This is a genomic window from Herbaspirillum sp. AP02, assembly GCF_015767275.1.
Classification (GTDB): domain Bacteria; phylum Pseudomonadota; class Gammaproteobacteria; order Burkholderiales; family Burkholderiaceae_D; genus Herbaspirillum.
Map to the genome: position 1 here is coordinate 160,351 of NZ_JADWMY010000009.1, position 20,849 is coordinate 181,199.

General features: G+C 62.8%; 15 protein-coding genes. 4 read left to right on the top strand and 11 right to left on the bottom strand.

Translation table 11 applies throughout. The features are described 5' to 3' along the window. Positions 1 to 59 precede the first annotated feature (59 nt). From I5R65_RS18155 to I5R65_RS18170, 4 genes are read left to right on the top strand one after another with little or no spacing between them, the layout of a single operon-like run. Positions 60 to 1,334: a SpoIIE family protein phosphatase gene (locus I5R65_RS18155; protein WP_180666564.1), complete on the top strand. Its 1,275-nt coding sequence runs from the start codon at positions 60 to 62 to the stop codon at positions 1,332 to 1,334. Next, positions 1,331 to 1,894 (top strand): SiaB family protein kinase, encoded by a 564-nt coding sequence (locus I5R65_RS18160; RefSeq protein ID WP_180666566.1) that lies wholly within the window; start codon positions 1,331 to 1,333, stop codon positions 1,892 to 1,894. The genes I5R65_RS18155 and I5R65_RS18160 overlap by 4 nt, the downstream gene beginning before the upstream one ends. 44 nt (positions 1,895 to 1,938) lie before the next feature. Further along, positions 1,939 to 2,328, top strand: a complete 390-nt coding sequence (locus I5R65_RS18165; protein ID WP_180666568.1) for a DUF1987 domain-containing protein — start codon at positions 1,939 to 1,941, stop codon at positions 2,326 to 2,328. Continuing rightward, positions 2,328 to 3,050, top strand: coding sequence for a GGDEF domain-containing protein (locus I5R65_RS18170; protein WP_180666570.1), 723 nt, complete (start codon positions 2,328 to 2,330; stop codon positions 3,048 to 3,050). The genes I5R65_RS18165 and I5R65_RS18170 overlap by 1 nt, the downstream gene beginning before the upstream one ends. A 44-nt stretch (positions 3,051 to 3,094) precedes the next feature. Here I5R65_RS18170 and I5R65_RS18175 read toward each other — a convergent pair whose 3' ends face one another. The 11 genes from I5R65_RS18175 to I5R65_RS18225 form a co-directional block, all read right to left on the bottom strand. After that, positions 3,095 to 3,724 carry a response regulator transcription factor gene (locus tag I5R65_RS18175; protein ID WP_180666572.1) on the bottom strand — a complete coding sequence of 210 codons (630 nt, stop codon included), beginning with the start codon at positions 3,722 to 3,724 and terminating at the stop codon, positions 3,095 to 3,097. A gap of 264 nt (positions 3,725 to 3,988) precedes the next feature. Continuing rightward, complete coding sequence (locus I5R65_RS18180) at positions 3,989 to 4,951, bottom strand: diguanylate cyclase (RefSeq protein ID WP_180666574.1); 963 nt, start codon at positions 4,949 to 4,951, stop codon at positions 3,989 to 3,991. Then, entirely contained in the window at positions 4,948 to 9,432 is a 4,485-nt protein-coding gene (locus I5R65_RS18185) for a CHASE domain-containing protein (RefSeq protein WP_231395228.1), read from the bottom strand. The genes I5R65_RS18180 and I5R65_RS18185 overlap by 4 nt, the downstream gene beginning before the upstream one ends. Positions 9,433 to 9,621: 189 nt before the next feature. Then, positions 9,622 to 10,968, bottom strand: a complete 1,347-nt coding sequence (locus I5R65_RS18190; protein WP_180666578.1) for an HD domain-containing phosphohydrolase — start codon at positions 10,966 to 10,968, stop codon at positions 9,622 to 9,624. Further along, positions 10,965 to 12,347, bottom strand: coding sequence for an ATP-binding protein (locus tag I5R65_RS18195; RefSeq protein WP_180666580.1), 1,383 nt, complete (start codon positions 12,345 to 12,347; stop codon positions 10,965 to 10,967). The genes I5R65_RS18190 and I5R65_RS18195 overlap by 4 nt, the downstream gene beginning before the upstream one ends. A gap of 57 nt (positions 12,348 to 12,404) precedes the next feature. Then, positions 12,405 to 14,072: a PAS domain-containing methyl-accepting chemotaxis protein gene (locus I5R65_RS18200; RefSeq protein ID WP_180666582.1), complete on the bottom strand. Its 1,668-nt coding sequence runs from the start codon at positions 14,070 to 14,072 to the stop codon at positions 12,405 to 12,407. Positions 14,073 to 14,524: 452 nt separating this feature from the next. Further along, positions 14,525 to 14,956 (bottom strand): bacteriohemerythrin, encoded by a 432-nt coding sequence (locus I5R65_RS18205; RefSeq protein ID WP_180666584.1) that lies wholly within the window; start codon positions 14,954 to 14,956, stop codon positions 14,525 to 14,527. Positions 14,957 to 15,251: 295 nt separating this feature from the next. Continuing rightward, positions 15,252 to 16,214, bottom strand: a complete 963-nt coding sequence (locus I5R65_RS18210) for a chemotaxis protein (protein ID WP_180666586.1) — start codon at positions 16,212 to 16,214, stop codon at positions 15,252 to 15,254. A gap of 15 nt (positions 16,215 to 16,229) precedes the next feature. Then, positions 16,230 to 17,966, bottom strand: coding sequence for a methyl-accepting chemotaxis protein (locus I5R65_RS18215; protein ID WP_180666588.1), 1,737 nt, complete (start codon positions 17,964 to 17,966; stop codon positions 16,230 to 16,232). Positions 17,967 to 18,080: 114 nt separating this feature from the next. Beyond that, positions 18,081 to 20,396 carry an ATP-binding protein gene (locus I5R65_RS18220; RefSeq protein ID WP_180666590.1) on the bottom strand — a complete coding sequence of 772 codons (2,316 nt, stop codon included), beginning with the start codon at positions 20,394 to 20,396 and terminating at the stop codon, positions 18,081 to 18,083. A 49-nt stretch (positions 20,397 to 20,445) separates the two neighbouring features. Next, complete coding sequence (locus I5R65_RS18225) at positions 20,446 to 20,841, bottom strand: Hpt domain-containing protein (protein ID WP_180666592.1); 396 nt, start codon at positions 20,839 to 20,841, stop codon at positions 20,446 to 20,448. Between the last annotated feature and the right edge of the window lie 8 nt (positions 20,842 to 20,849).

The following is a 20,849-nucleotide window of genomic DNA, read 5'->3' on the forward strand; positions in this document are numbered from 1 at the left end:
GTCACAGGAATGAAATATGATCCGCGGTCAATCCAGAAATCACTACGCGGGCGTGTACGGTGGAAAGCCATTTCAGTCTGACTCCGGCCATGGGGAGCAAGTTGTTCCAACCGACAGCGGGAGCGCTGGCGGTACAGGTGCCGGTCGTCCAGTTCGATGAGAACAATGCAGCCGTGCTGGACATCTTCGGCCAGCACAAGGAGCTGGTGAGCCTGCCCGTTGTGGAGCAGCAGCGGCCGATCGGTCTCATCAGCCGGCATATCTTCATGTCCCAGATGTCCAAGCCGTATCACCGCGAGCTGTACGAGCGCAAGAGCTGCATCGCGTTCATGGACAAGGACCCCCTCATTGTCGAGGCTGACACCCCTATCGAAACCCTCGGTGCACTGGCCGTGGCCTCGGGCGACAAGACCCTGGCCGATGGCTTCCTGATCGTCGATCAGGGGCGTCTGGCTGGCTTGGGTGCCGGTCTGGCGCTGATGCGCGAACTGGTGGCCATGCAGGAAGAAAAAAACCGCCAGGTGATGCAGAGCATCGACTATGCCAGCGTGATCCAGCGCGCCATGCTCAGCGCTTCGCGTGCGGCCATGACCGACGCGCTGGACGACGCCTGCCTGGTGTGGGAACCACGCGATGTGGTCGGCGGCGACTTCTACCATTTCGAAAGCCATGCGGATGGCTGGTTTGCCGCCGTGGCCGATTGCACCGGGCATGGCGTGCCGGGTGCCTTCCTGACCCTGATCGCCTCCTCCTCGTTGAAACAGGCGCTGGAACTGCACGGCCCGCACGACCCGGCGCGCCTGATGCGTGAGGTCAACCGCAGCATGAAGCGGGTGCTGGGCCAGCATGGCGATTCGGGAAAACCATCGGAGTCCGACGACGGCATGGATGCGTGCTTCTTCTGGTTCGAGCGCGCCAGCCGCACCTTGACCAGTGCCCATGCCAAGATGCCGCTGTTCGTCCTGTCCGCCGATGGTACCGACGTGACCACGGTGGAGGGCAAGCGTGTCGGCCTGGGTTATGTCGATACGCCCGATGACATGCAATGGGATAACCATAGCCTGCGGGTCGAAGCGGGGGCGATGGTGTTCGTCTGCACCGATGGCGTGATCGACCAGATCGGTGGCCCCAAGCACATCGCCTTCGGCAAGCAGCGCCTGCGGCGCACGCTGCTGGAACACGGCAGCCTGCCGATGCTGGAACTGGCGCGGGTGGTGATGGATATCCACGCGCATTATCAGGGTGCGCAACGGCGCCGCGACGACATCAGTTTCTTCGGCGCTCGTCTGGGCGCCTCCTTCACTCAAGACAGTCAACACGGAACACACGCATGAACGGTATCCAGCAGGAGTGGGCGGAGTTCCACAGCGATGTCGCGCGACGCGACATCGTCTTTTACTACGTCGGCTATTTTTCCCAGACCATCATCGCCGCCATGGCCGAGGCCGTGAAATTGCGCGCCGAGCATACCGGTGCCCTGGCGCAGACACGCCGCAAGCTGTTTTCGTCCTTCATCGAGATGGCGCAGAACATCGTCCACTACTCGGCTGACCTGCATGAGAAGGAAGGCAAGGTCACCGATCCGCCAATGCGCCATGGTGCGGTCTTCATCACCCAGACCGATGGCCGCTACTTCCTGCATTGCGCCAATCCGGTCGATGCCGACATGGCCGGCAAGCTGCGTACCAAGCTGGAGCACCTGCGCTCGCTGACCAACGACGAGATCAAGCTGGCCTACAAGGAAACGCTGCGTTCTGAAACACCGCCCGACAGCAAGGGCGCGGGTCTGGGTTTCCTGACGGTAGCGCGCGATGCCAGCGCGCCGCTGGACTTCGAATTCTCTGCGCCCGAGGCCAATGGCGACCAGACCTTCTACCTGAGGGCCACCATCTGAGGCGAGCCTGATCCAGGCCCGCCGGTATCCGGACACACGACATCATGGACAATTTATTCATCGCCGCCAGCGCCAGCTCTCCCGAAGTGGACTTCCGCTTCGACCAGCGCATGCTTTCGCTGAAGGGCGAATCCTATCCCGAGAATGCCGCCCAGTTCTGGGGCGAGATCATCACCACGCTACGTCGCTTCCTCGCCGATGACCAGGACGGCGGCACCATCACCGTCAACGTGGCCCTGGCCTACTTCAACAGTTCCAGTACCAAGATGTTGTTTTCTCTGTTCGATGCCCTGAACGAGAAGGCCGAGACCGGCACCGAGGTGGTCCTCAACTGGTACCACGATGAGGAAGACGACACCATTTTCGAGTTCGGCCAGGAATTGCAGGAAGACTTTTCCGCGCTGGTCTTTCACGATCACGCGGTGCAGAGCTGATGGACGAGGTCGATCTTTTCGAAGCGGAAGCCCAGGCCCTGCGTCGCGCCAATGCCGTGCTGGCCGACGCCGGCGCCGAGCCGGCAGTCCATCGGGCGGCACTGGAAGAACTGGTTCAGCATTATGGTCAGTTGATGCGCCAGAGTCGTCGGCTGATCTCGCGCAGTGATCGCACCGAGCGTGAATTGAACCAGCTCAATGCGCGCCTGAAGCATCTGAGCGACGAGCTCGACTACAAGGCACGGCACGACAATCTGACCGGCGCACTCAATCGCGGGGCGGTCTTCGAGCGCGCACATCAGATCCTGGAGAAATCGGCGATGTCGCTGGTGGTGCTGGATATCGATTTCTTCAAGCGCATCAATGACGAATTCGGGCATCCGACCGGTGACGCCGTGATCCGGGAACTGGTCAGCCGCCTGCGTAGCACGCTGGCGGGGACCGGTGTGATCGGACGGGTTGGAGGGGAGGAATTCACCATCCTGCTGGACGGAATGGCGCTGGACCAGGCGGTGATACTGGCCGGAAAAATCCGGCAGGCGATCGCGGGGGACCGTTTCCAGTGTCTGCCGGCTCGTGCGGTGACGTCCAGTTTTGGCGTTGCCTGGGCGGCTGCCGGCAGTGATTTCGAAGAGGCCTATGCACGCGCCGATCAGGCGCTGTATCAGGCCAAGCGTGGCGGACGCAACCGGGTGGAATCCGAGGATACCGTCACCGGCTGAGTCAGCCGCTTCGTCAGACGCTTCGTCAGGCGCCGTGCACGGTTTCAGTAGCGGGTCATCGCGGTCACCAGTTCGGCCAGCGAACCGGCGTGCATCTTGCGCATCACCTGTTGCCGGTGGGCCTTCACCGTGCGCTCGGAGGTGCCCAGATCGGCGGCGATCTGCTTGTTCAGTCGACCCTTGACCAGGCGTTCCAGCACTTCGCGTTCCCGGCGCGTGAGCGTCTTGAGGCGCTGATGGTGTTCCTGCCGCTGCTGCATCTGCGGGCCGGATTCGTCGAAGGGCATCAGCGCACCGCGGAAGGCGGCCACCAGCTGCTGGTGCAGCATCGGCTGGGTGCGCGTGTCTTCTGGCTGCGGTGTACCTCTGGTATCGCGGGGGGCGATGGATCGCGGTTCACTGCCTTCGGCCGCGCGCTGGGCCTGGGAGGTGATCACGATCAGGGGCATGCCCAACTGGCGTTCACCCAGCAGCGAACGCAACTGCGGTGCATCGACATCCTGCATGTGGACTTCCAGCACCGTGCCGCCAGGGGGTGCTGTCGGCTCCTGCAGGAATTCGTCTGCGGAGGGATGGTGTGCCACGTGGAAGCCGGCGGCCTCCAGCATGCGGCCCAGCGGGCCACCGAGGGAATCGTCACCACCGACGATATGAGCAAGATTTGTATTTGCCATGTTTTTCTTCCTTGACCGATATGGACGCATCGAACGGGATAAAGGGCTTCACCGATTTCCTCGCCGCGGCAACGCTTGCGCCACTGAACGAGGACATGCGGGAAGAAAAACTGCAGTTTCACCGTGCCGTTGAATTTAGTCGATAGGATGGAAAATTTCTGGCGTAATACTTCGAATTTCTTCGAGAAGAATCTCAATTTTTTTCGACAAGAGACCACATAGCGTGGCATATAAGAGACTTGCCGGCGTGGCTAATTGACACTTTCAGGCGCTTGTCCCTTCTGCGATTTCCGACTCTGCATAAACCCGCCCCCGACCGTGCGCCTTGGCCTGGTAAAGGTTCTGGTCAGCCAGGGTGATCAGCCCGACCGGCGAGCTGCCGGGCTCGGGCGCAGCGATCGACGCCACGCCGATACTGAGGGTGACATGCGGCCCCAGCTCGGAGCGCGCATGCGGCAGCTTCAGGCGCGCCACCGACATGCAGACATCCTGGGCCAGCTTGATGGCCTGTTCCAGCCCGGCCATCGGCAGGATGCAGGCGAACTCCTCGCCGCCATAGCGCGCCACGCAGTCATAGCTACGATGGAAGTTGCTGCGGATGGCGTGCGCCACTTCGGCCAGGCAGTGATCGCCGGCCTGGTGGCCGTAGTGATCGTTGTAGCGCTTGAAGTAATCGATGTCGATCATCAGCAGAGAGATCGCCTGGCCGGAGCGTTTGCAGAGTTCCCATTTCTCGGCCAGTTCGCTGTCGAACTTGCGGCGGTTGAACAGCCCCGTGAGTGAATCGGTCACGGCGATGTTGCGATAGAAATCGGATTGCAGCTTCAGGGTCAGGTGCGTCAGCACGCGTGCTTTCAGTACGGTGCCGTGGATCGGCTTGCTGATGAAGTCGACGCCGCCGACATCGAAGCCACGGGCTTCGTCCTCCTCGCTCTTGAGTCCGGTCAGGAAGATCACCGGAATCCCCAGCGTGGCGGTGTTCTGCTTGAGCCGCTCGCAGGTTTCGTAACCATTCAGGCCGGGCATGTTGACGTCCATCAGGATCAGGTCCGGCTGCACCTTCTCGCACTGTTCGATGGCCTGCATGCCGCTGGTGGCCATGTAGATGTCGTAGTCGCCCTTGAGCAGGGCATTGGCCAGACGGATATTGATCGGCTGGTCGTCACACAGCAGCACGCGCGGCCGACTGCCGCGCAGTGAGGAGAGTTCTTCCAGGATGCGTTTCAACTCGCTTCTCCAAAATGTTGGTCGAGATGGATGAGCGCCGACGGGAAGTCGAGTCGTTCGATCAGGTCCCACAATTGCTGATACCGAACGTGTTGCGTCAGTCCATGCCGTTTGCTGAGGGCCTCCGCCAGGTCGAGCGCCTCCAGGTTGCTCGACGATAGCAAGTCGCGCAGACGCTGCCTATCAGGAAAATCAGAAGCCTGTGGCGCAGGCGCGGCCGCTGAGTCCGCTATCGCGTCGGTGCTAGGCGTACCCTGCATGGCCTGCATGAGAAGCTGTTGCAGCGCCAGTGTGGCATCGCGCCGGCTCTCGCCGAGTTCCCGGCGCCAGCGCTCCAGCAGCCCGGCGGCCTGCTCTGGCGTCGCCGCCGCGCTGCGCATTTCTATCGCCCCGAAATAAGTGGCCAGGCCGCAGGCCCCGATGGTGGCGCTCATTCCCTTGATGGCGTGGCTGGCAGCGCCGATGGCGGGCAGCGCGCCCTCTGCCAGCGCGTGCTGGTAGTGCGCCAGGAGGCGCTCCAGTTCGGGGCCGGCGGCGTCCAGTGTGAAGCGGTAGATGTCACTGGCCTGGCGGAAGCGCCGCATCACCGTCTGGTAGCTGTCCACGCTCTGGCGTGAGCAGTGCGGTTCGGCGATCGCTTCCGGTGTCACTGCGGCGACGGCCGGCGGCCGGTCGTGGCTCAGGTGTGACAGCAGGGTCGGGATCAACGTGGTGACATCAATGGGCTTGGCGATATGCCCGGCCATGCCTGCTTCGATGCAACGCCGCTTGTCTTCCGGCGATGCATTGGCGGTCATGGCCAGGATGGGTAGGCCGCGCAGCTCATGCTGGCGGCGGATGCGTCGCGTGGCTTCCATGCCGTCAATGCCGGGCATCTGCAGGTCCATCAGGATCAGGTCGAAGTGGCGCGCCGGGTCGCTGGCGAGGGCCACGCCCGTGCTGCCGTTGTCGGCGCAGGTGACCTGCGCGCCGGAGAGTGCCAGCAGGCCGCTGGCGACCTGACGATTGACGGCATTGTCTTCCACCAGCAGGATCTGCACTCCCTCCAGTTCCCGCGATGGCCGAGGTGCCTGGTCGCGACCTTCCGGTATCGCGCCGGCATCGCGCAAGCGCGCCTCCGACAGCGGCGTCTCGTCTTCCACCGGCAATTGCAGATCAAACCAGAAGCGGCTACCCCGTCCCGGCTCGCTGCTGACCTGCAGCTGGCCACCCATCAGTTGTACCAGATGGCGACTGATGGCCAGCCCGAGACCGGTGCCGCCGTAGCGCCTTGTGGTGGAGGCCTCGGCCTGGGTGAAGGCATCGAAGATGTCATCCAGCCGCTCGGCGGCGATGCCGATGCCGGTATCCCGGACCTCCACCCTCAGGCTCACATGCTGTGCGCTCTGCGGAACCAGTCTCTGCAGGCGTACGTCGATGCAGCCCAGGTGCGTGAACTTGAGCGCATTGCCGACCAGATTGACCAGCACTTGATGCAGGCGATAGGCATCGCCCACCACGCGTTGCGGCAATTCGGGATCGAGTTCGATATTCAGGCGGACTCCCTCCTGGGGCGCTGAGCCAGCCAGTACCGCGACGAGGTCGTGGCGGAAATGATCAAGGTCGAAGGCCTGCAGTTCCAGCTGCAATTGCTGCACATCCATCTTGGAAAAATCGAGCAGGTCGTTGAGCAGGTTCAGCAGCGACTTGGCAGAGATTTCGGCCTTCTCCAGGTAGTCGCGCTGACCTGGCAGCGGCTGGGTTCGCTGCAGCAGCTGGATCATCCCCAGCACCCCGTTCATGGGCGTGCGGATCTCGTGGCTCACGCTGGCCAGGAACAGGCTCTTGGCCGAGTTGGCCTGCTCCGCCTTCAGGCGTGCATCGACCAGGTTGTTCTCGAATTCGATACGTTGCGTGATGTCCAGGTTGATGCCGATCATCCGCACCGCCGCGCCCATGCCATTGCGGTCCACGTGGGCGCGCGCCTGTACGTAGCGGATGCCGCCATCCTCGCGTACCACCCGGAACACCGGTTCGAATTCCCCGCTGCCGGCCAGGGCTGCCTGCAGGGCATTTTCCACATAGGCCACGTCGTCCGGGTGCACGCGTCGGCGCCAGGCCTCATAGGTGGTGGTCTGGGCGCCGACGCCGTCGCCGATGCCGTAGATCTCGGCAATCCGGCGATTGAATTCGAAGGTGTCGCTCTGCATGTCCCACACCCATACCCCCAGCTTGGCCACTTCCGCAGCCAGCATCAACTGGTCGCGGGCGGCTGCCAGTTCGGCCTCCTGCTTGCGTTGCAGGCGCATGTCCATGGCGATGTAGAGATAGCCGAGATGACGCTGGCGATGATCCAGCATCGCGGTCTGCTGGCGCGCCACCGGTAGCGTTGCGCCATCCTTGCGGCGGTAGGGCAGGTCGGCGATGGCCTGCTCGGTCTCTCCTTTCTGCGGCGAGGCGGGGGGCGCCACACGCTGGCCGGAGAAGGCCTCTTCCTTCAACTGGCCGATCACTTCTTCGGCACGGTAGCCCAGCATCTGCTCGGCACCGCGGTTGAACAGGGTGATCATGCCGTCCGGCGCAGTCGCGATGATCGCCACCCCGGTGGCGGACCCCAGCACGTTGTTGAGCAGGGCATTGGTTTCCTGCACCTGGTCCAGCAGCGACTGGTTCTGTTCCAGTGCCTCCCATAGCTGGTTGCGGTTATGGGTGATCTCGGTGACGTCGTGCGCCACCACATAGAAGCCGATCACCTCGCCCTGATCCGAGATGTCGGGGATATAGGTGGTCAGTACATGCTTCATCCCCAGTGAGGGATCATCGAAGGTACGCTCGAAGGTCTGTTTTTCTCCGGCGAGCACTGCCTCGATATGGGGCAGGGCCTTTTCGAACAGGTCGTTGCCCAGCAGGTCGGGCATGTACATGCCATTGATCTCGCCCGGCGAGCGATGGAACACCCGTTCGTAGGAGGCATTGGCGAAACGGTTGATCAGGTGCTTGTCCCAGTAGCCCACCAGCGAAGGCATGACATTGAGCACCGTCTGCAGCATGGTCTTGGCCTGGTGCAGTGCGTGGGTGCGCTGCTGGACGGTCAGTTCCAGTTCTTCGTTGATGCGATGCAGCTGGCGTTCGATGCGTTTCTCGCGGGTGATGTCGCGCAGCATGAAGGCCTTGCCGATTGGCCGTCCCGCGCGGTCGCGCAGCGGAAACAACACGGCCGAGGCATAGCGGAGCGGATCGCCCGGCAAGCTGATGACCCGTGCCGTCTGCGCCTGCTCGGACACCACAGCGGCTTCCGACGCGCCGGCGCGTTGGTCCAGTTCGCACAGGGCGGCATGGTCGGACAGGCAGCTTCCCAGTGCACGGCTTTCCGGCAGGTTCAGGTAATTCGTCGCCCCCTTGTTCCAGGAACTGATCACGCCGCGGGCATCGGTGGTCACGATGGCATCGGGCGAACTGTCGACCACGGCAGCCAGCAGTGCGCGGGCTTCCTGCAGTTTCTGTTCGCGGCTGGAAAAGACCTGGTAGGCCAGGGCGATGGCCACGATCAGGGCCAGCAGCGTGCCGCAGGAGAGCAGCATGGCGCGGTCGCTGATGAACTGGTGCGTCTGGCTGTATTCGGGCGAGGCGCGGATCACCAGTTTCCAGGCTCGGCCGTAGAGCGGCACCGCCGTGTCCAGGCTGACCACGCCATCGAGCTGGGCGAAACCGGCGCTGCGGAACAGTTCCACCGGCGGCTGATCGCTGGCCACATCCTCGATCAGGATTTCCAGTGAATGCATGTTCCAGCGCCGGCTCAGTTCGGACAGGATGTCGTGCACCGACAGTGGTGCATAGGCCCAGCCGATGATCTGCTGGCGGCGCTGTTCCATGGTCGCCGGCGTGACCGAGCCGGCATAGATCGGCAGCAGGAACAGGTAGGCGTTGGCCGCGGAATCCTGCTGTTGTACCAGCTGGATCGGCGTGGTCAGTTCGGCGCGGCCGGTCAGCATGGCGTGGTCGGCTGCCGAGCGACGCTCCTGAGAGGAGGCGATGTCCAGGCCCAGGGCCTCGCGATTGGGGCCGATCGGTTCGATCTGTTCGATGACGTAGAGCTCGCCGGTGGTGTTGCTCAACTGGGTGATGGAGGAAAACAGCTGATGGTGCTCAGCGACCTTCTTTTCGTAGTCCCTGCGCTGCTCCAGCGGCACATACCGGATGAAGCCAAAGCCACCGGCCCACGGGAATTCCTGGGCCAGGTCGCGGCTGTCCATGTAGCGCAGCAGCCGCTCGCGATTCAGTTCGTCCGGGCCGATCGCAAGGATGGCGCCACGCGTGCCGCGCAGGCCGTGTTCATAGCGGCGCAGCAGCGACTCGATGTCGTCCCTGATCCAGCGGCTATCCATGGCCAGGTTGCTGCGTACCTCCTGATGATTCAGATGGGACAGGCCGGCCACCCCGGCCAGCAGCAGGCCCAGGGCAATCAGCAGGAACAGCCAGGTATTGCGGGTGACTCTGGTCATCGTCGACAGGTCTTTCTTGTTGGCACTCATTGTCATCAATAGAACAAGCTCGCGAACCCCCACGCGAGCCGGCGCAGTGCGCCCGGTATGGCCGATTCCACCAGCAACCGGACCGGCGGACAATCAGGAAATTCCCGGTCCGGCCATGCGGGCCGGGCAGGATCAGTCTGTGTGGTCTGGATGTGCGGCTCAGTGCAAGAGGATCCTCGCTTTCAGCGGCATCTCGTCGATCTCCTGGAAGCGCCGCAGCCTGGCCAGGATGGCCTCGTCGAGTACATGTTCCTTGTTCAGCAGCAACACGCCGGAGCGGGTGCGCAGGTCCTCTGCCAGCCGCATGCCGACCCGCAGTTCCTGTGGTGCCAGCAGTCGGGTCTGCTGTTCCAGCATGAGCCGTTGTTCCTCGATCATGGCGACGAAGGTCTCCACTACCAGCGGGTCATAGCGATGACCGGCATGCGTACGCAGGATGGACAGGGCCTTCTCCGGCGTCACGTTGTGGCTGGTAATGCCCCCATTGCACAGCCCCTCGAAGTCGCGTACCACGGCCAGGATGCGCGAGCCCAGGGGGATGGCATCCCCCGAGAGGCTTTCCGGTACGCCACGTCCGTCATGGCGCTCGTGTTGATGACGGATGATCTCGCCGGTCTCGGTCAGGCTGGGAATGGGCGTCAATAGCATTTGCCCTTTCACCGGATGCCACAGGAAGCGTTGCAATTCCTCGCTGCTCATCTTCTCGATCGGCTTGCGTACCAGTTCCTCGGACAGCCCCAGCTTGCCGATGCCATGCAGCATGCCGGCCATCATGGTGTCGCGGGCGTGGTGCGTGGTCATGCCCATGCGCAGCGCAAGCTGCTCGCACCAACGCGCGACCCTGGCTGACTGGCCGCTGGCCAGGCCGGCGCGCAGTTCGCTGATGTCGGAGAAGACATGCAACATGGACAGGAAGGACTTGTGCTCCTCCTCCTGCGCGCTTTCCAGAAACATCACGGTCTGCCGCAGTTCCTCGGTGCGTGCCTGGACCTGCCGCTCCAGTTGGCGGTTGAAGTCGGCCAGTTGCAGGTTCTGCTCGTGGACCTTGCGTTCCAGCGTCATCTTCTGCTTGCGCAATTGCTGTTCTTGCAGCGCATGCGCCACGATCATCAGCAGTTCGCGATCGTCCCAGGGCTTGGACAGGTAATGGTGGATGCCACCATCGTTGATGGCTGAAATGGTGCTGCCGATCTCGGAATAGCCGGTCAGCAGGATGCGCGTGGTGGCCGGCCATTGGCGGCGCACCTGTGCCAGGAACTGGGCACCGCTCATGCCGGGCATGCGCATGTCGGAGATGACCAGGTCGACCTCGGCCGCGGCCATCATTTCCAGCGCGGCCTCGGCGCTGGTGGCGGTGAGCAACTGGTAGCCCTGCGGCCGGAAGCTGCGCTTCAAGGCCGACAGGATGCTTTGCTCGTCATCCACCAGCAGGATGCAGGGCGGTGGCAGGGCGAAGGGATCCGCTTGCTGCACGGTCTGGAATTCCTGGCTGTGGATGGCGCTCATGATGCTTCTCCTCTTTTTGCTGTTGCTCCTGTTATTCCTGCCTTATCCATGACGCTGGCGGGATCAATGGGAATCTCGATCCGGAAGGTGGTACCTCTGCCCGGCGCGCTGCTGACGCGGATGTCGCCGCCATGCTTCCTGATGATGCCGTAGGACAGCGACAGGCCCAGGCCGGTCCCGCTGCCGACCGGCTTGGTGGTGAAGAAGGGTTCGAAGATGCGGTTGATGTGTTCCGGCGCGATGCCATGGCCGGTATCGCTGATGCTGATGGCCACGCGATCGCCGCAGCGCTCGGTGCGCAGGGTGACCACGCCCTTGTCGCTGATGGCCTGGGCCGCGTTGACCAGCAGGTTCATGAAGACCTGGTTCAGTTCCGAGGCCAGGCACCTGACCATGGGCAGCTCGCCGTATTGCTTGACCACGGTCACCTTGTACTTCAACTCGTTGTTGGCGATGTTGAGTGTGCTCTCCAGGCCACGATGCAGGTCGGCCATCTGCCAGTTGCTCTCGCCGGTGCGCGAGAAATCCTTGAGTGATTGCACGATGTTCTTGACCCGCTGCAAGCCTTCGTTGGATTCGCTGAGCAGTTCGGTGACATCCTGGCTCAGGTACTGGAGGTCGGCGCGCTGTTCGAAGCCCTGCAGTTCGGACTGCGCCACACTGGACGGCAGGGCGCCGCCGACCACGCACTGGTAGAGCTTGATGCCCTCCAGCAGGGTCGCCACGTAGTTGCCCAGGGTATTGAGGTTGGCGGCGACGAAACCGATCGGGTTGTTGATTTCGTGCGCCACGCCCGCTGCCAACTGGCCGATGGAGGCCAGTTTTTCCGACTGCATCAGTTGCGCCTGCGCCATGCCCAGTTGTTCGATCAGCTTGCCCTGTTCCTCGGCCTGGCGTTGCAGGGTATCTTCCATTTCCTTGCGGCCGCTGATGTCGGTCATCAGCCCGATCACCTCCAGTGGCCTGCCGGCCTGGTCACGGATCAGGCGCAGCGTGTCATGCATCCAGAGATAGCGGCCATCGCTGGCGCGGAAGCGGTATTCGTAGATCTTCTGGTCTTCCACGAACAGCATGGCCAGGCTGGAAAAGATGGCCGCCGTATCGTCGGGATGGATGTGGTTGAACCAGAAGTTGGAATCGTCGAGCATCTCCTGCGGCTCGTAGCCCAGCACCCGCGAGGCGTTCTCGCTGACGAAGGTGAGCCGGAAGTCGCCCGAGGGCACGCTGCTGTAGATGATGGCCGGCGTGTTGCCGATGATGTGGCGATAACGCGCATTGGCCTTGAGCAGGGCGCGCATGTCGAGGGCGTCACCGACCGTGCCGTCCTCCACGCACGGACTACTGCATTCCCTGGACACCAGGGCATCACAATGTCCCATGATGGCCTCCCCTCATCGTAGCCTCCGCAGCAGGGGGCGGAGGTCAGCCCCGTATCGCTAGCTGGCGCGACGCATCGCCAGCGCCTTCGCTGTGCCGCGTTGCGGCAGGGCCGATTGTGTCGCGGTCATGCCGGTAGCGCTGCCTGATGTGCTCGCTACCGCAGCGTCCAGATTGAACACGCTGATGGCCTGGATCATCTGTTGGGTTGACTCTTCCAGGCTGGCGGCGGCCGCCGCGGCTTCCTCCACCAGTGCGGCATTGCGCTGGGTCACTTCGTCCATCATCACCACGGCTTCGTTGACTTGCTGGATGCCGGTCTGCTGTTCGCCCGAGGCGGCCGTGATCTCTGCCACCGCCGTGGCGGCCTGCGTCACCGAACGCATGATGCCGTCCATGGTGTTGCGCATCTCGTCGGCCAGCTTCACACCGGCACCGACGCGCTGCGAAGATTCATCGATGAGGGCCTTGATTTCCTTGGTGGCCTGGGTCGAACGCTGTGCCAGAGTACGTACCTCACCGGCCACGACAGCGAAGCCACGACCCTGTTCGCCGGCGCGCGCAGCCTCCACGGCGGCATTGAGCGCCAGGATATTGGTCTGGAAGGCGATGCCATCGATCAGCCCGGTGATCTGCTTGATCTGGTCGGCGCTCTTGTTGATCGCATCCATGGTCTCGTTGATGTGCCTGATCGAGGCTTCGCCAGTACGGGTGGTGACCAGCGCTTCTTCCACCAGGCGGTTGGCCTGGCGCGCGTTTTCGCTGTTCTGGGTGACAGTGGAGGCCAGTTCCTCCATGCTGGCGGCGGTCTCTTCGAGGCTACTGGCCTGCGATTCGGTACGCGAGGACAGGTCCATGTTGCCGCGGGCGATCTCGCTGGTGGCCTGGGCCATGTGCACACCACTGCGGCGTACGTCGCCTACCGATGCCACCAGATTCACGCGCATCTGTTCCATTGCCTGCAGCAAGGACCCCATTTCATCGCGGCGCGCCAGCAGGTCGCTGGCCGAGAGATCGCCACCGGCGACCCGACGCGATTGCGCGACCGCCTGCCGCAGTGGCGTGAAGATGCGTGCTACCAGCGTCATGCGCAACAGCGCCAGGCTGGCCAGGGCGACGCCGGAGGCGGCCAGGGTCGGCAGGCTGCTGGCCTGACCCAGGCATTGCGCATTGAGGAAGGCCAGCGCGCCCACGCCGATGGCGGCCGTGCCCAGCCCCAGGTCGAGCCGGGTCTTGAGCGATATCCGTGCGGCCCGTTGCACCGCGCCGCGTAATCCGGTTGGCACGACCTCGCCGCGATACACGGCAATGCGCGCACTTTCTTTCTTCAGTTCCTTGTAGGCCTGTTCGGCGGCATGGATTTCGGCACGGCTGGGCTTGGTGCGTACCGACATGTAGCCGCTGCAGACACCGCGCTCCCAGATCGGGGTGACGTTGGCCTTGACCCAGTAGAAGTCGCCGTTCTTGCAGCGGTTCTTGACCAGGCCGGTCCAGGGAAGGCCTGCCTTGAGGGTGCTCCACAAGTCGGCAAAAGCCAGTTCCGGCATGTCTGGATGGCGCACGAGGTTTTGCGGCGCACCGATGAGTTCTTCCTCGGTAAAGCCGCTGACGGCGATGAAGGTTGGGTTGACGTAGGTGATACGCCCCTTGGTATCGGTCTTGGAAACGATGGAGGCATGGGCGTCGATGTCGCGCTCTTGTTGGGTGACGGGCAGGTTCAGACGCATGATCGACTCCAGGTAAGTTGGTTGATGGAATCATTAAAACACAAATTCATTTAAATCGTTAAAAAAACGATTTATTCGTGAGATAAATAATAAATTCGTTGCGCTTGCCCAACGCAGTTGTCGGGAAGAAAAGACCGGGTGAGCTTCCTTGATGATTTATCTAAGCAATTGAAATGTATGGGTATTTTTTTGGTGGCATGACGTTTTGCAAGCCGATTGCCAACGCTCGGGAGAAGCGTCTCACCGATACTTTAAATGTTTAATTTGATTTATTTATTGGTGAGTATCGGGCGATGGAGTGTGCCCGGCTGTCCATTCCTCGTGCGACGCCTTTCAGGCGTCAACGATTTCAGGATCCCTGGCTGGCGGGGCCGGGCGCGGGCCTGCCATCTGCCCCGGACGGAACCGGAAATTGCAGTGCCGACCCGGCGAGCCAGCGCAAGCGTGCCGGCTTAGTCGCCTGCGCCAGACGCGTGCTGCCGCAAGGCCAGCGCCAGATCCTGATCCATGCCCGACATGTGCCGTATCAGCATGGCCGGGATCATCGCCATCACGATATCGGCCAGCGGCGCATTGCCGTCATCCAGATAAGGGCGCAAGCGATGCATCAGCGCCAGCAGCTCGGCGTGATCGCGCCGGTGCGCGCGAATCTCGCCGTAGCCGATGGCGTCCATCATGTTCTCTTCCTGTCGAAAGCCGGCTTCGATGTCGGCCACCAGCGCGGCATAGGCGCCGGCAAAGCGTTCGGCCGGCAATAGTGCCAACGCGGCAATGCCCTGTAGCACCTGGCGGTGCTCGGCATCCATCTCGGTCAGCAAGTCGGGGATGGCCTGGCTGGGCAAGCCGGCTTCGACGGTCGGGGTGGGGGCGGCGGTGTGGGACATGACCAGTCTCCTGCAACAGGTGCGACCGGGCGCGGGTCGGGGCGGATGCGTCCAGGGCGCCGGCATGGGCGCGCTGCTGTTGTGCCGGAAGAACGCTCATCTTTGATTCTAGGAGCCTGGTCTCGAAATAGTTTGAGATAGCTCAAGAGCGCCGGGAATGCCCGCGACCGCAGTGACCAGGCACAAAGCCGGACGCCACCTGGGAAGGTGGCGTCCGGCATGCTTCAGTCAGCCACCCCCGAGGGCGGCTGCGCGCTTGTAAAAAACGCCGTCATTGGCTCTGCAGTAGGTGCCGTCAGGGGGGCAGCACCTTGCGCAGCATTGCTGCCAGTTCGGGCGGGGAAAACTTGGCGACATAACCATCGGCGCCCACCGAACGCACATGGTCTTCGTTGGCGGAACCGGTGAGTGAGGAGTGGATCACCACCGGCAGTTGCTTGTATCGGTCCGAGGCCTTGATCTTGCGGGTCAGGGTGAAGCCATCCATTTCCGGCATTTCGAGGTCGGTCAGTACCATGGCGACCTTGTCGGTCAGCGGCTTGCCTTCCTGTTCAGCCGCTTGTGACAATTCCTGAAGTTTCTTCCAGGCCTGGAGACCATCGGTGGTCATCACGTAGGGCAGGTTCAGGTCCTTGAGACATTGCTCCATCAGTGCCCGCGCCATGCGCGAGTCGTCTGCGGCCAGTACCACCGAGCCGGGCTTGAGCCGAAGTTCGGTGGCGCCGGGATTGGGCAGCTGCGGCTCTTGCTTGACCGGCGAGACCATGTTCAGGATGTGCTCCACGTCCAGCACCTGCACCAGGCGGCCACCATCGAGGGCCGAATCAAGGCGGGCGATGCTGGTCACCAGGCTGCCCGGGGAGTGCGAGTCGGCCGGCAATACCTGGCTCCAGTCCAGTCGCACGATCTCTTCTACCGACTCCACCGCGAAGGCCTGGGTATGGCGGGCGAATTCGGTGATCAGCAGGATGTTCATGCCATGTCCGGCTTTGCATCCGGCTACCGCCGGCAGGTCGACCACCGACATCACCTGGCCGCGGATGTTGACCATTCCCAGCATCGGCGAGCGCATGCCGGCGGCCGCGGTGATGTCCATCATGGGGACGATCTCGCGGATCTTGAAGACGTTGATCCCGTACAGCTCACCCGGCTTGTCGGTGGAACCATCGGGGGTTCCCAGGCGGAACAGCAGCAGTTCGAACTTGTTGCTGGAAGTCAGGTTGGTGCGTTCGTCGATTTCTTTCTGAAAGGCGTCCATGGTGGTCCTCAGTGATCAGAATTGTTCCCAGTCGCCGGTGTCGGCGGCGTGGTCATGCGTGCTCTTGGTAGCGGCAGGGCGAGTCGCCGCCGGCTGGGCGATGCTACGGGTGCGGGATTGGGTCACCACCGGGCGCGCCGGGGTGATATTGCGCACCACCGGTGCGGCGGCTGCGGCCGTCATCACGGGGGCCGGCACATGGCTGTTGTCGAGGCGGAACACGCCGACGGTCTGGCTCAGTCGCGCAGCCTGTTCCTGCAGGGCCTTGGCGGCGGCGGCGGCCTGTTCCACCAGGGCGGCGTTCTGCTGGGTGTTTTCATCCATCTGCACCACGGCATTGTTGATCTGTTCGATCCCTTGCGACTGCTCGGCGCCAGCGGCGGTGATCTCGGCCACGATGTCGGAGACGCGCTTGACGCTGGAGACCACCTCGTTCATGGTCTGGCCGGCTTCATGGACCAGCTTGCTGCCCGTGTCCACCTTGGCCACGGAGTCGTCGATGAGACCCTTGATTTCATGGGCGGCGGCGGCGCTGCGCTGGGCCAGCGACCGCACTTCGGAAGCCACCACCGCGAAACCGCGTCCCTGTTCACCGGCCCGGGCCGCTTCCACGGCGGCGTTCAGGGCCAGGATATTGGTCTGGAAGGCGATGCCGTCGATCACGCCGATGATGTCGACGATCTTGCGCGAGGATTCGTTGATGGCGCCCATGGTATCGACCACCTTGCCGACCACCTGGCCGCCGTTCTGGGCGATCTCCGAGGCGGACACCGCAAGCTGGTTGGCCTGGCGGGCGTTGTCGGAGTTCTGGCGCACGGTGGAGGTCAGTTCTTCCATGGCCGAGGCGGTTTCTTCCAGGGCGCCGGCCTGTTGTTCGGTGCGGGAGGACAGGTCCATGTTACCGGTGGCGATCTCGGCCGAGGCGGTGGAGATGGTATCGGTGCCCTGGCGCACTTCACGCACGATGTTCAGGAGGTTGCCGTTCATCTGCCTGAGTGCATCCAGCAGCTGGCCGGTTTCGTCGCGATGGGCGCTGGGGATGTCGGCGGTGAGGTCACCTTCGGCCACCTGGCGGGCAATGGCGAGCGCATTGGTCAGCGGGCGGGCTACCAGACGGGCGATCCACCATGACAAGACCATCGACAAGGTGATGCATGCAGCGACCAGGATGATGATGGCCAGACGTGCCTGCTCATAGACCTGCGTGGCGGTAGCATCGGACACGACCGCACCCTTGCCGTTGACTTCGGAGAGTTCGCTGATCTGCTCCTGCAGCTTGCGATAGACCGGGGTCGAGGCACTGTTGAGCAGCGCGTGTCCGGCCTGCTTCTGGCCGTCCTGGAACAGTGCGGAAATGCGGTCGTGTACGGTCTTGTATTCGGCGATGTTGCGCTGGATCTCGGGATACAGCTCCTTTTCACGGGGCTCGGAAACCAGCTTGCCGTATTGCGTCACTTCCTTGATCAGGATTTCCATCTGCTTGTCGGCGCGCTCGCGGGAGGCCTGCTCTTCCTTCTTGTCGTCGGTCAGCAGTTGCTGCATGTCGAAGCTGCGGGAGCGTGCCAGTGCCAGGCTGATCTTGGACAGCGTGCTTATGCTGGGCAGCCAGTTGCGGGCAATGTCGGTGGAACTCTGGTTGACTTGCCCCAGTTGCGCAACGGCGAAGCCGCCCAGCCCTACGATGAACACCAGCACCACCAGGAAGGCAGCGTTGAGCTTGTGGGCGATTTTCAGATCGTAGAACCATTTCATGATGAGAACTCCTGATAGGTGCGCTATTCGGATGTATGAGTGCGCTCAGGAACCATCATAGGGACTACAAACAAATAAATCAAATAAAACAAATTAAACAGTTGTTTTATTTTCTTAGGGATTTTCCTGATTCAGGGATTTTCCTGTTTCGGGATTTTGCTGCAGCCATTTTTCAACGGTATTCATCAAGCCCACCTGGGTGAAGGGCTTGCTGAGGTAATCGTCCATGCCGGCGTCCAGGCAGCGCTGGCGATCGCCTTCGATGGCGCTGGCCGTCAGGGCGACGATGGGGATGCGCGGGCGGCCCTGGGCCTGTTCGATGGCGCGGATTTCGGCGGTAGCCTGGTAGCCATCCATGATGGGCATCATGCAATCCATGAGCACCAGGTCGTACTGGCCGTGGCGCATGGCGTCTACCGCCAGCAGACCGTTTTCCACTTCCTGCAGGACGCAGCCACGCCGCGCCAGCAGGATGCGCAGTAGCTGGCGGTTGATATCGGTGTCTTCGGCCACCAGGATGCGGGCGCCGTTCATCACCGACGAGGGGGGCGCGGCAGGCACCGCTGTCGAGGCTGGGGCCGGGCCCGGAACCGTGGCCGGAGCCTGTTCCACCGGCGGGCTGGAGACTGGTGCTTCCTGGGCGGGTGGCGGTGAGCTGATGCCGGGCTGCGCTTGCGGTTGCGCGCCTTCGGCGCACAGGATATCGAAACTGAATCGGGTCGATTGTCCTGGCACGCTCTGGCAGGCGATCCTGCCGCCCATCAATTCCACCAGATTCTTGCTGATGGTCAAGCCCAGGCCGGTGCCGCCGAAGCGGCGCGAAATCGTATTGTCCGCCTGGGTGAAAGGCTGGAACAATTGCGCCAGCGCTTCCGGCGTGATGCCGATGCCACTGTCGGCAACGGCGAAGAACAGCCGCCAGCGGTTACGACCGGACTCTTCCCGTCGCGCCGACATGCTCAGGCGCACATATCCGGCCGGGGTGAACTTGATGGCGTTGCTCAGGAGGTTGCCGAGCACCTGTTTCAGCCGGGACGGGTCGCCGACCAGACACAGGCTTTCGTCGCAATCAATGCGCAGGTCGAACTGCACCTCCCGATTATGGATCGAGGGTCGGTACAGCTCTGCCACGTCACGTGCCAGGCGGACCGGATGAAAGGCCAGCTCTTCCAGGTCCAGTTTGCCGGACTCGATCTTGGAAAAGTCCAGGATGTCGTTGATGATGCGCACCAGGCCACCGCTGGCGTTGTGGATGCTGTCGGCATAATGCCGTTGCTTGCTGGACAGGCCCGATTCCATCAGCAGTTCGGACAGGCCCAGGATGCCGTTCATGGGGGTGCGGATTTCGTGGCTGACCATGGCCAGGAAGCGTGACTTGGCCTCGTTGGCCTGGTCGGCCTCTTCCTTGAGCTGCATGGCGAGCAGGGCGTCCTGCTCGCGCCGCTGGGCCTGGCGCAAGGCCACGGCAAAGCCGCCGATCAGACCGACCAGGCTGATGGCCGCCACCAGCATGAGCGGGTACATGGACTCCAGCCACTCACCGAAATAGACCTTGTCGGTCACCCCGATCTCCAGGAACATCGGCGCATTGCGTACCGGCCGGTGGATGCCCAGCCAGTGCGACTGCATGAAATAGTAGGGCGTCCGGCCATCCTGGTTCTGGGGGAGTGGGCGCTGCGGATGCAGTTCCGATAGAGGCGTGATGTCGCGTTCGGTATCAGTATCGTGAACCAGGGAGGTGCTGATCAGGGCCTTTTCGTCGCGCCGTGAGAGCAGGATGGAAAACGGCTTGTCCTTGGTGACGGCGCTGAAGAAATCTTCGAAGAAGGAACACGGCAAGGCCACCACCACGATGGCCAGCATGCGGCCCTGGCGATCGTTGATGCGCCGGCTCAGGTAGAAGGTGGGCACGCCGGCGGCGCGCGAATTGACGGTTTCCCCGAGGAAATCCTCGGTCGAGGCCGACTGGCTGTGGTGCAGGTAGTAGTCGCGGTCGGTCAGGTCCAGCGACGGCGCCGGATGGGCACGCGAGAGTGCGATGATGCGGCCCTCGGCGTTGCTGATACCGACCCCCGAGATAAAGGGCAGGCCACGGATCTTTTCGCGCATGGCCTGTGAAAACTCGGCACTGCCTACGTGCTGGCGTAGATGCTGCTCATCTTCAATGTTGGCGGCTTCGATGTCGTACTGGATGCTGTCGATTACCAGACGCGCCGAGGACATGGTCTGGGCCGTGCTTTCTGCCAGCACGGTGGAAAGGGTGGAGAGGTCGTTGCGCCAGTCATTGAGGCTGGCCCGATACAGCAAAGCCCCGGAGACCACCACGGTGGCCATCAGCAGACCCAGCAGCAGCACGCCGAGCGTGACGGCGGAGCGACGGATGCGTGGCTGGAGCGGCGAGATGCTGGGGGCAGGCTGGGGCTGGGTCATGTCGGGCAGGCAGGTACGGCGGTGATGCAGGCGTTGGTGTCGGCCTGATTCAGGCCGATATGGGGGCGTGGGCGTAGCGCCGGATCTCGTCCAGTACCAGCCTGAAGCTGACCTGCAGCTGCACCAGTTCTTCCGGTCGTGGCGTCTGGCCCTGGCGGCCGGCCTGTTCGGCCTGCAGCAGCAGCGCGGTCAGCACGCGGGCATTGAACAGGGCACACATGCCCTTGAGGGTGTGGCTTTCGTGCCGGGTGGCGTCGGCATTGCCGGCCAGGGTGGCCTGTTCCAGTCGCAGGAAGATGGCAGGTGCGCCGTCCACGAAGGTGCGCGCCAGCGAAGCGACGGTGCGTACATCGCCGCCCACGGCATCCAGCAGATCGCTGGGATCGATATGAAGATAGTCGCTCTCTGGCTGGCCCGGATGCACGGTTTCCCCCTGTGTTTTCATTTCATTGC

Excerpts from the sequence above, each read along its gene's own strand:
- I5R65_RS18160 (WP_180666566.1), top strand. The coding sequence starts at position 1,331 with ATGAACGGTATCCAGCAGGAGTGGGCGGAGTTCCACAGCGATGTCGCG.
- I5R65_RS18165 (WP_180666568.1), top strand. The coding sequence starts at position 1,939 with ATGGACAATTTATTCATCGCCGCCAGCGCCAGCTCTCCCGAAGTGGAC.
- I5R65_RS18170 (WP_180666570.1), top strand. The coding sequence starts at position 2,328 with ATGGACGAGGTCGATCTTTTCGAAGCGGAAGCCCAGGCCCTGCGTCGC.
- I5R65_RS18175 (WP_180666572.1), bottom strand. The coding sequence starts at position 3,724 with ATGGCAAATACAAATCTTGCTCATATCGTCGGTGGTGACGATTCCCTC.
- I5R65_RS18185 (WP_231395228.1), bottom strand. The coding sequence starts at position 9,432 with ATGACCAGAGTCACCCGCAATACCTGGCTGTTCCTGCTGATTGCCCTG.
- I5R65_RS18190 (WP_180666578.1), bottom strand. The coding sequence starts at position 10,968 with ATGAGCGCCATCCACAGCCAGGAATTCCAGACCGTGCAGCAAGCGGAT.
- I5R65_RS18195 (WP_180666580.1), bottom strand. The coding sequence starts at position 12,347 with ATGGGACATTGTGATGCCCTGGTGTCCAGGGAATGCAGTAGTCCGTGC.
- I5R65_RS18200 (WP_180666582.1), bottom strand. The coding sequence starts at position 14,072 with ATGCGTCTGAACCTGCCCGTCACCCAACAAGAGCGCGACATCGACGCC.
- I5R65_RS18205 (WP_180666584.1), bottom strand. The coding sequence starts at position 14,956 with ATGTCCCACACCGCCGCCCCCACCCCGACCGTCGAAGCCGGCTTGCCC.
- I5R65_RS18210 (WP_180666586.1), bottom strand. The coding sequence starts at position 16,214 with ATGGACGCCTTTCAGAAAGAAATCGACGAACGCACCAACCTGACTTCC.
- I5R65_RS18215 (WP_180666588.1), bottom strand. The coding sequence starts at position 17,966 with ATGAAATGGTTCTACGATCTGAAAATCGCCCACAAGCTCAACGCTGCC.
- I5R65_RS18220 (WP_180666590.1), bottom strand. The coding sequence starts at position 20,396 with ATGACCCAGCCCCAGCCTGCCCCCAGCATCTCGCCGCTCCAGCCACGC.
- I5R65_RS18225 (WP_180666592.1), bottom strand. The coding sequence starts at position 20,841 with ATGAAAACACAGGGGGAAACCGTGCATCCGGGCCAGCCAGAGAGCGAC.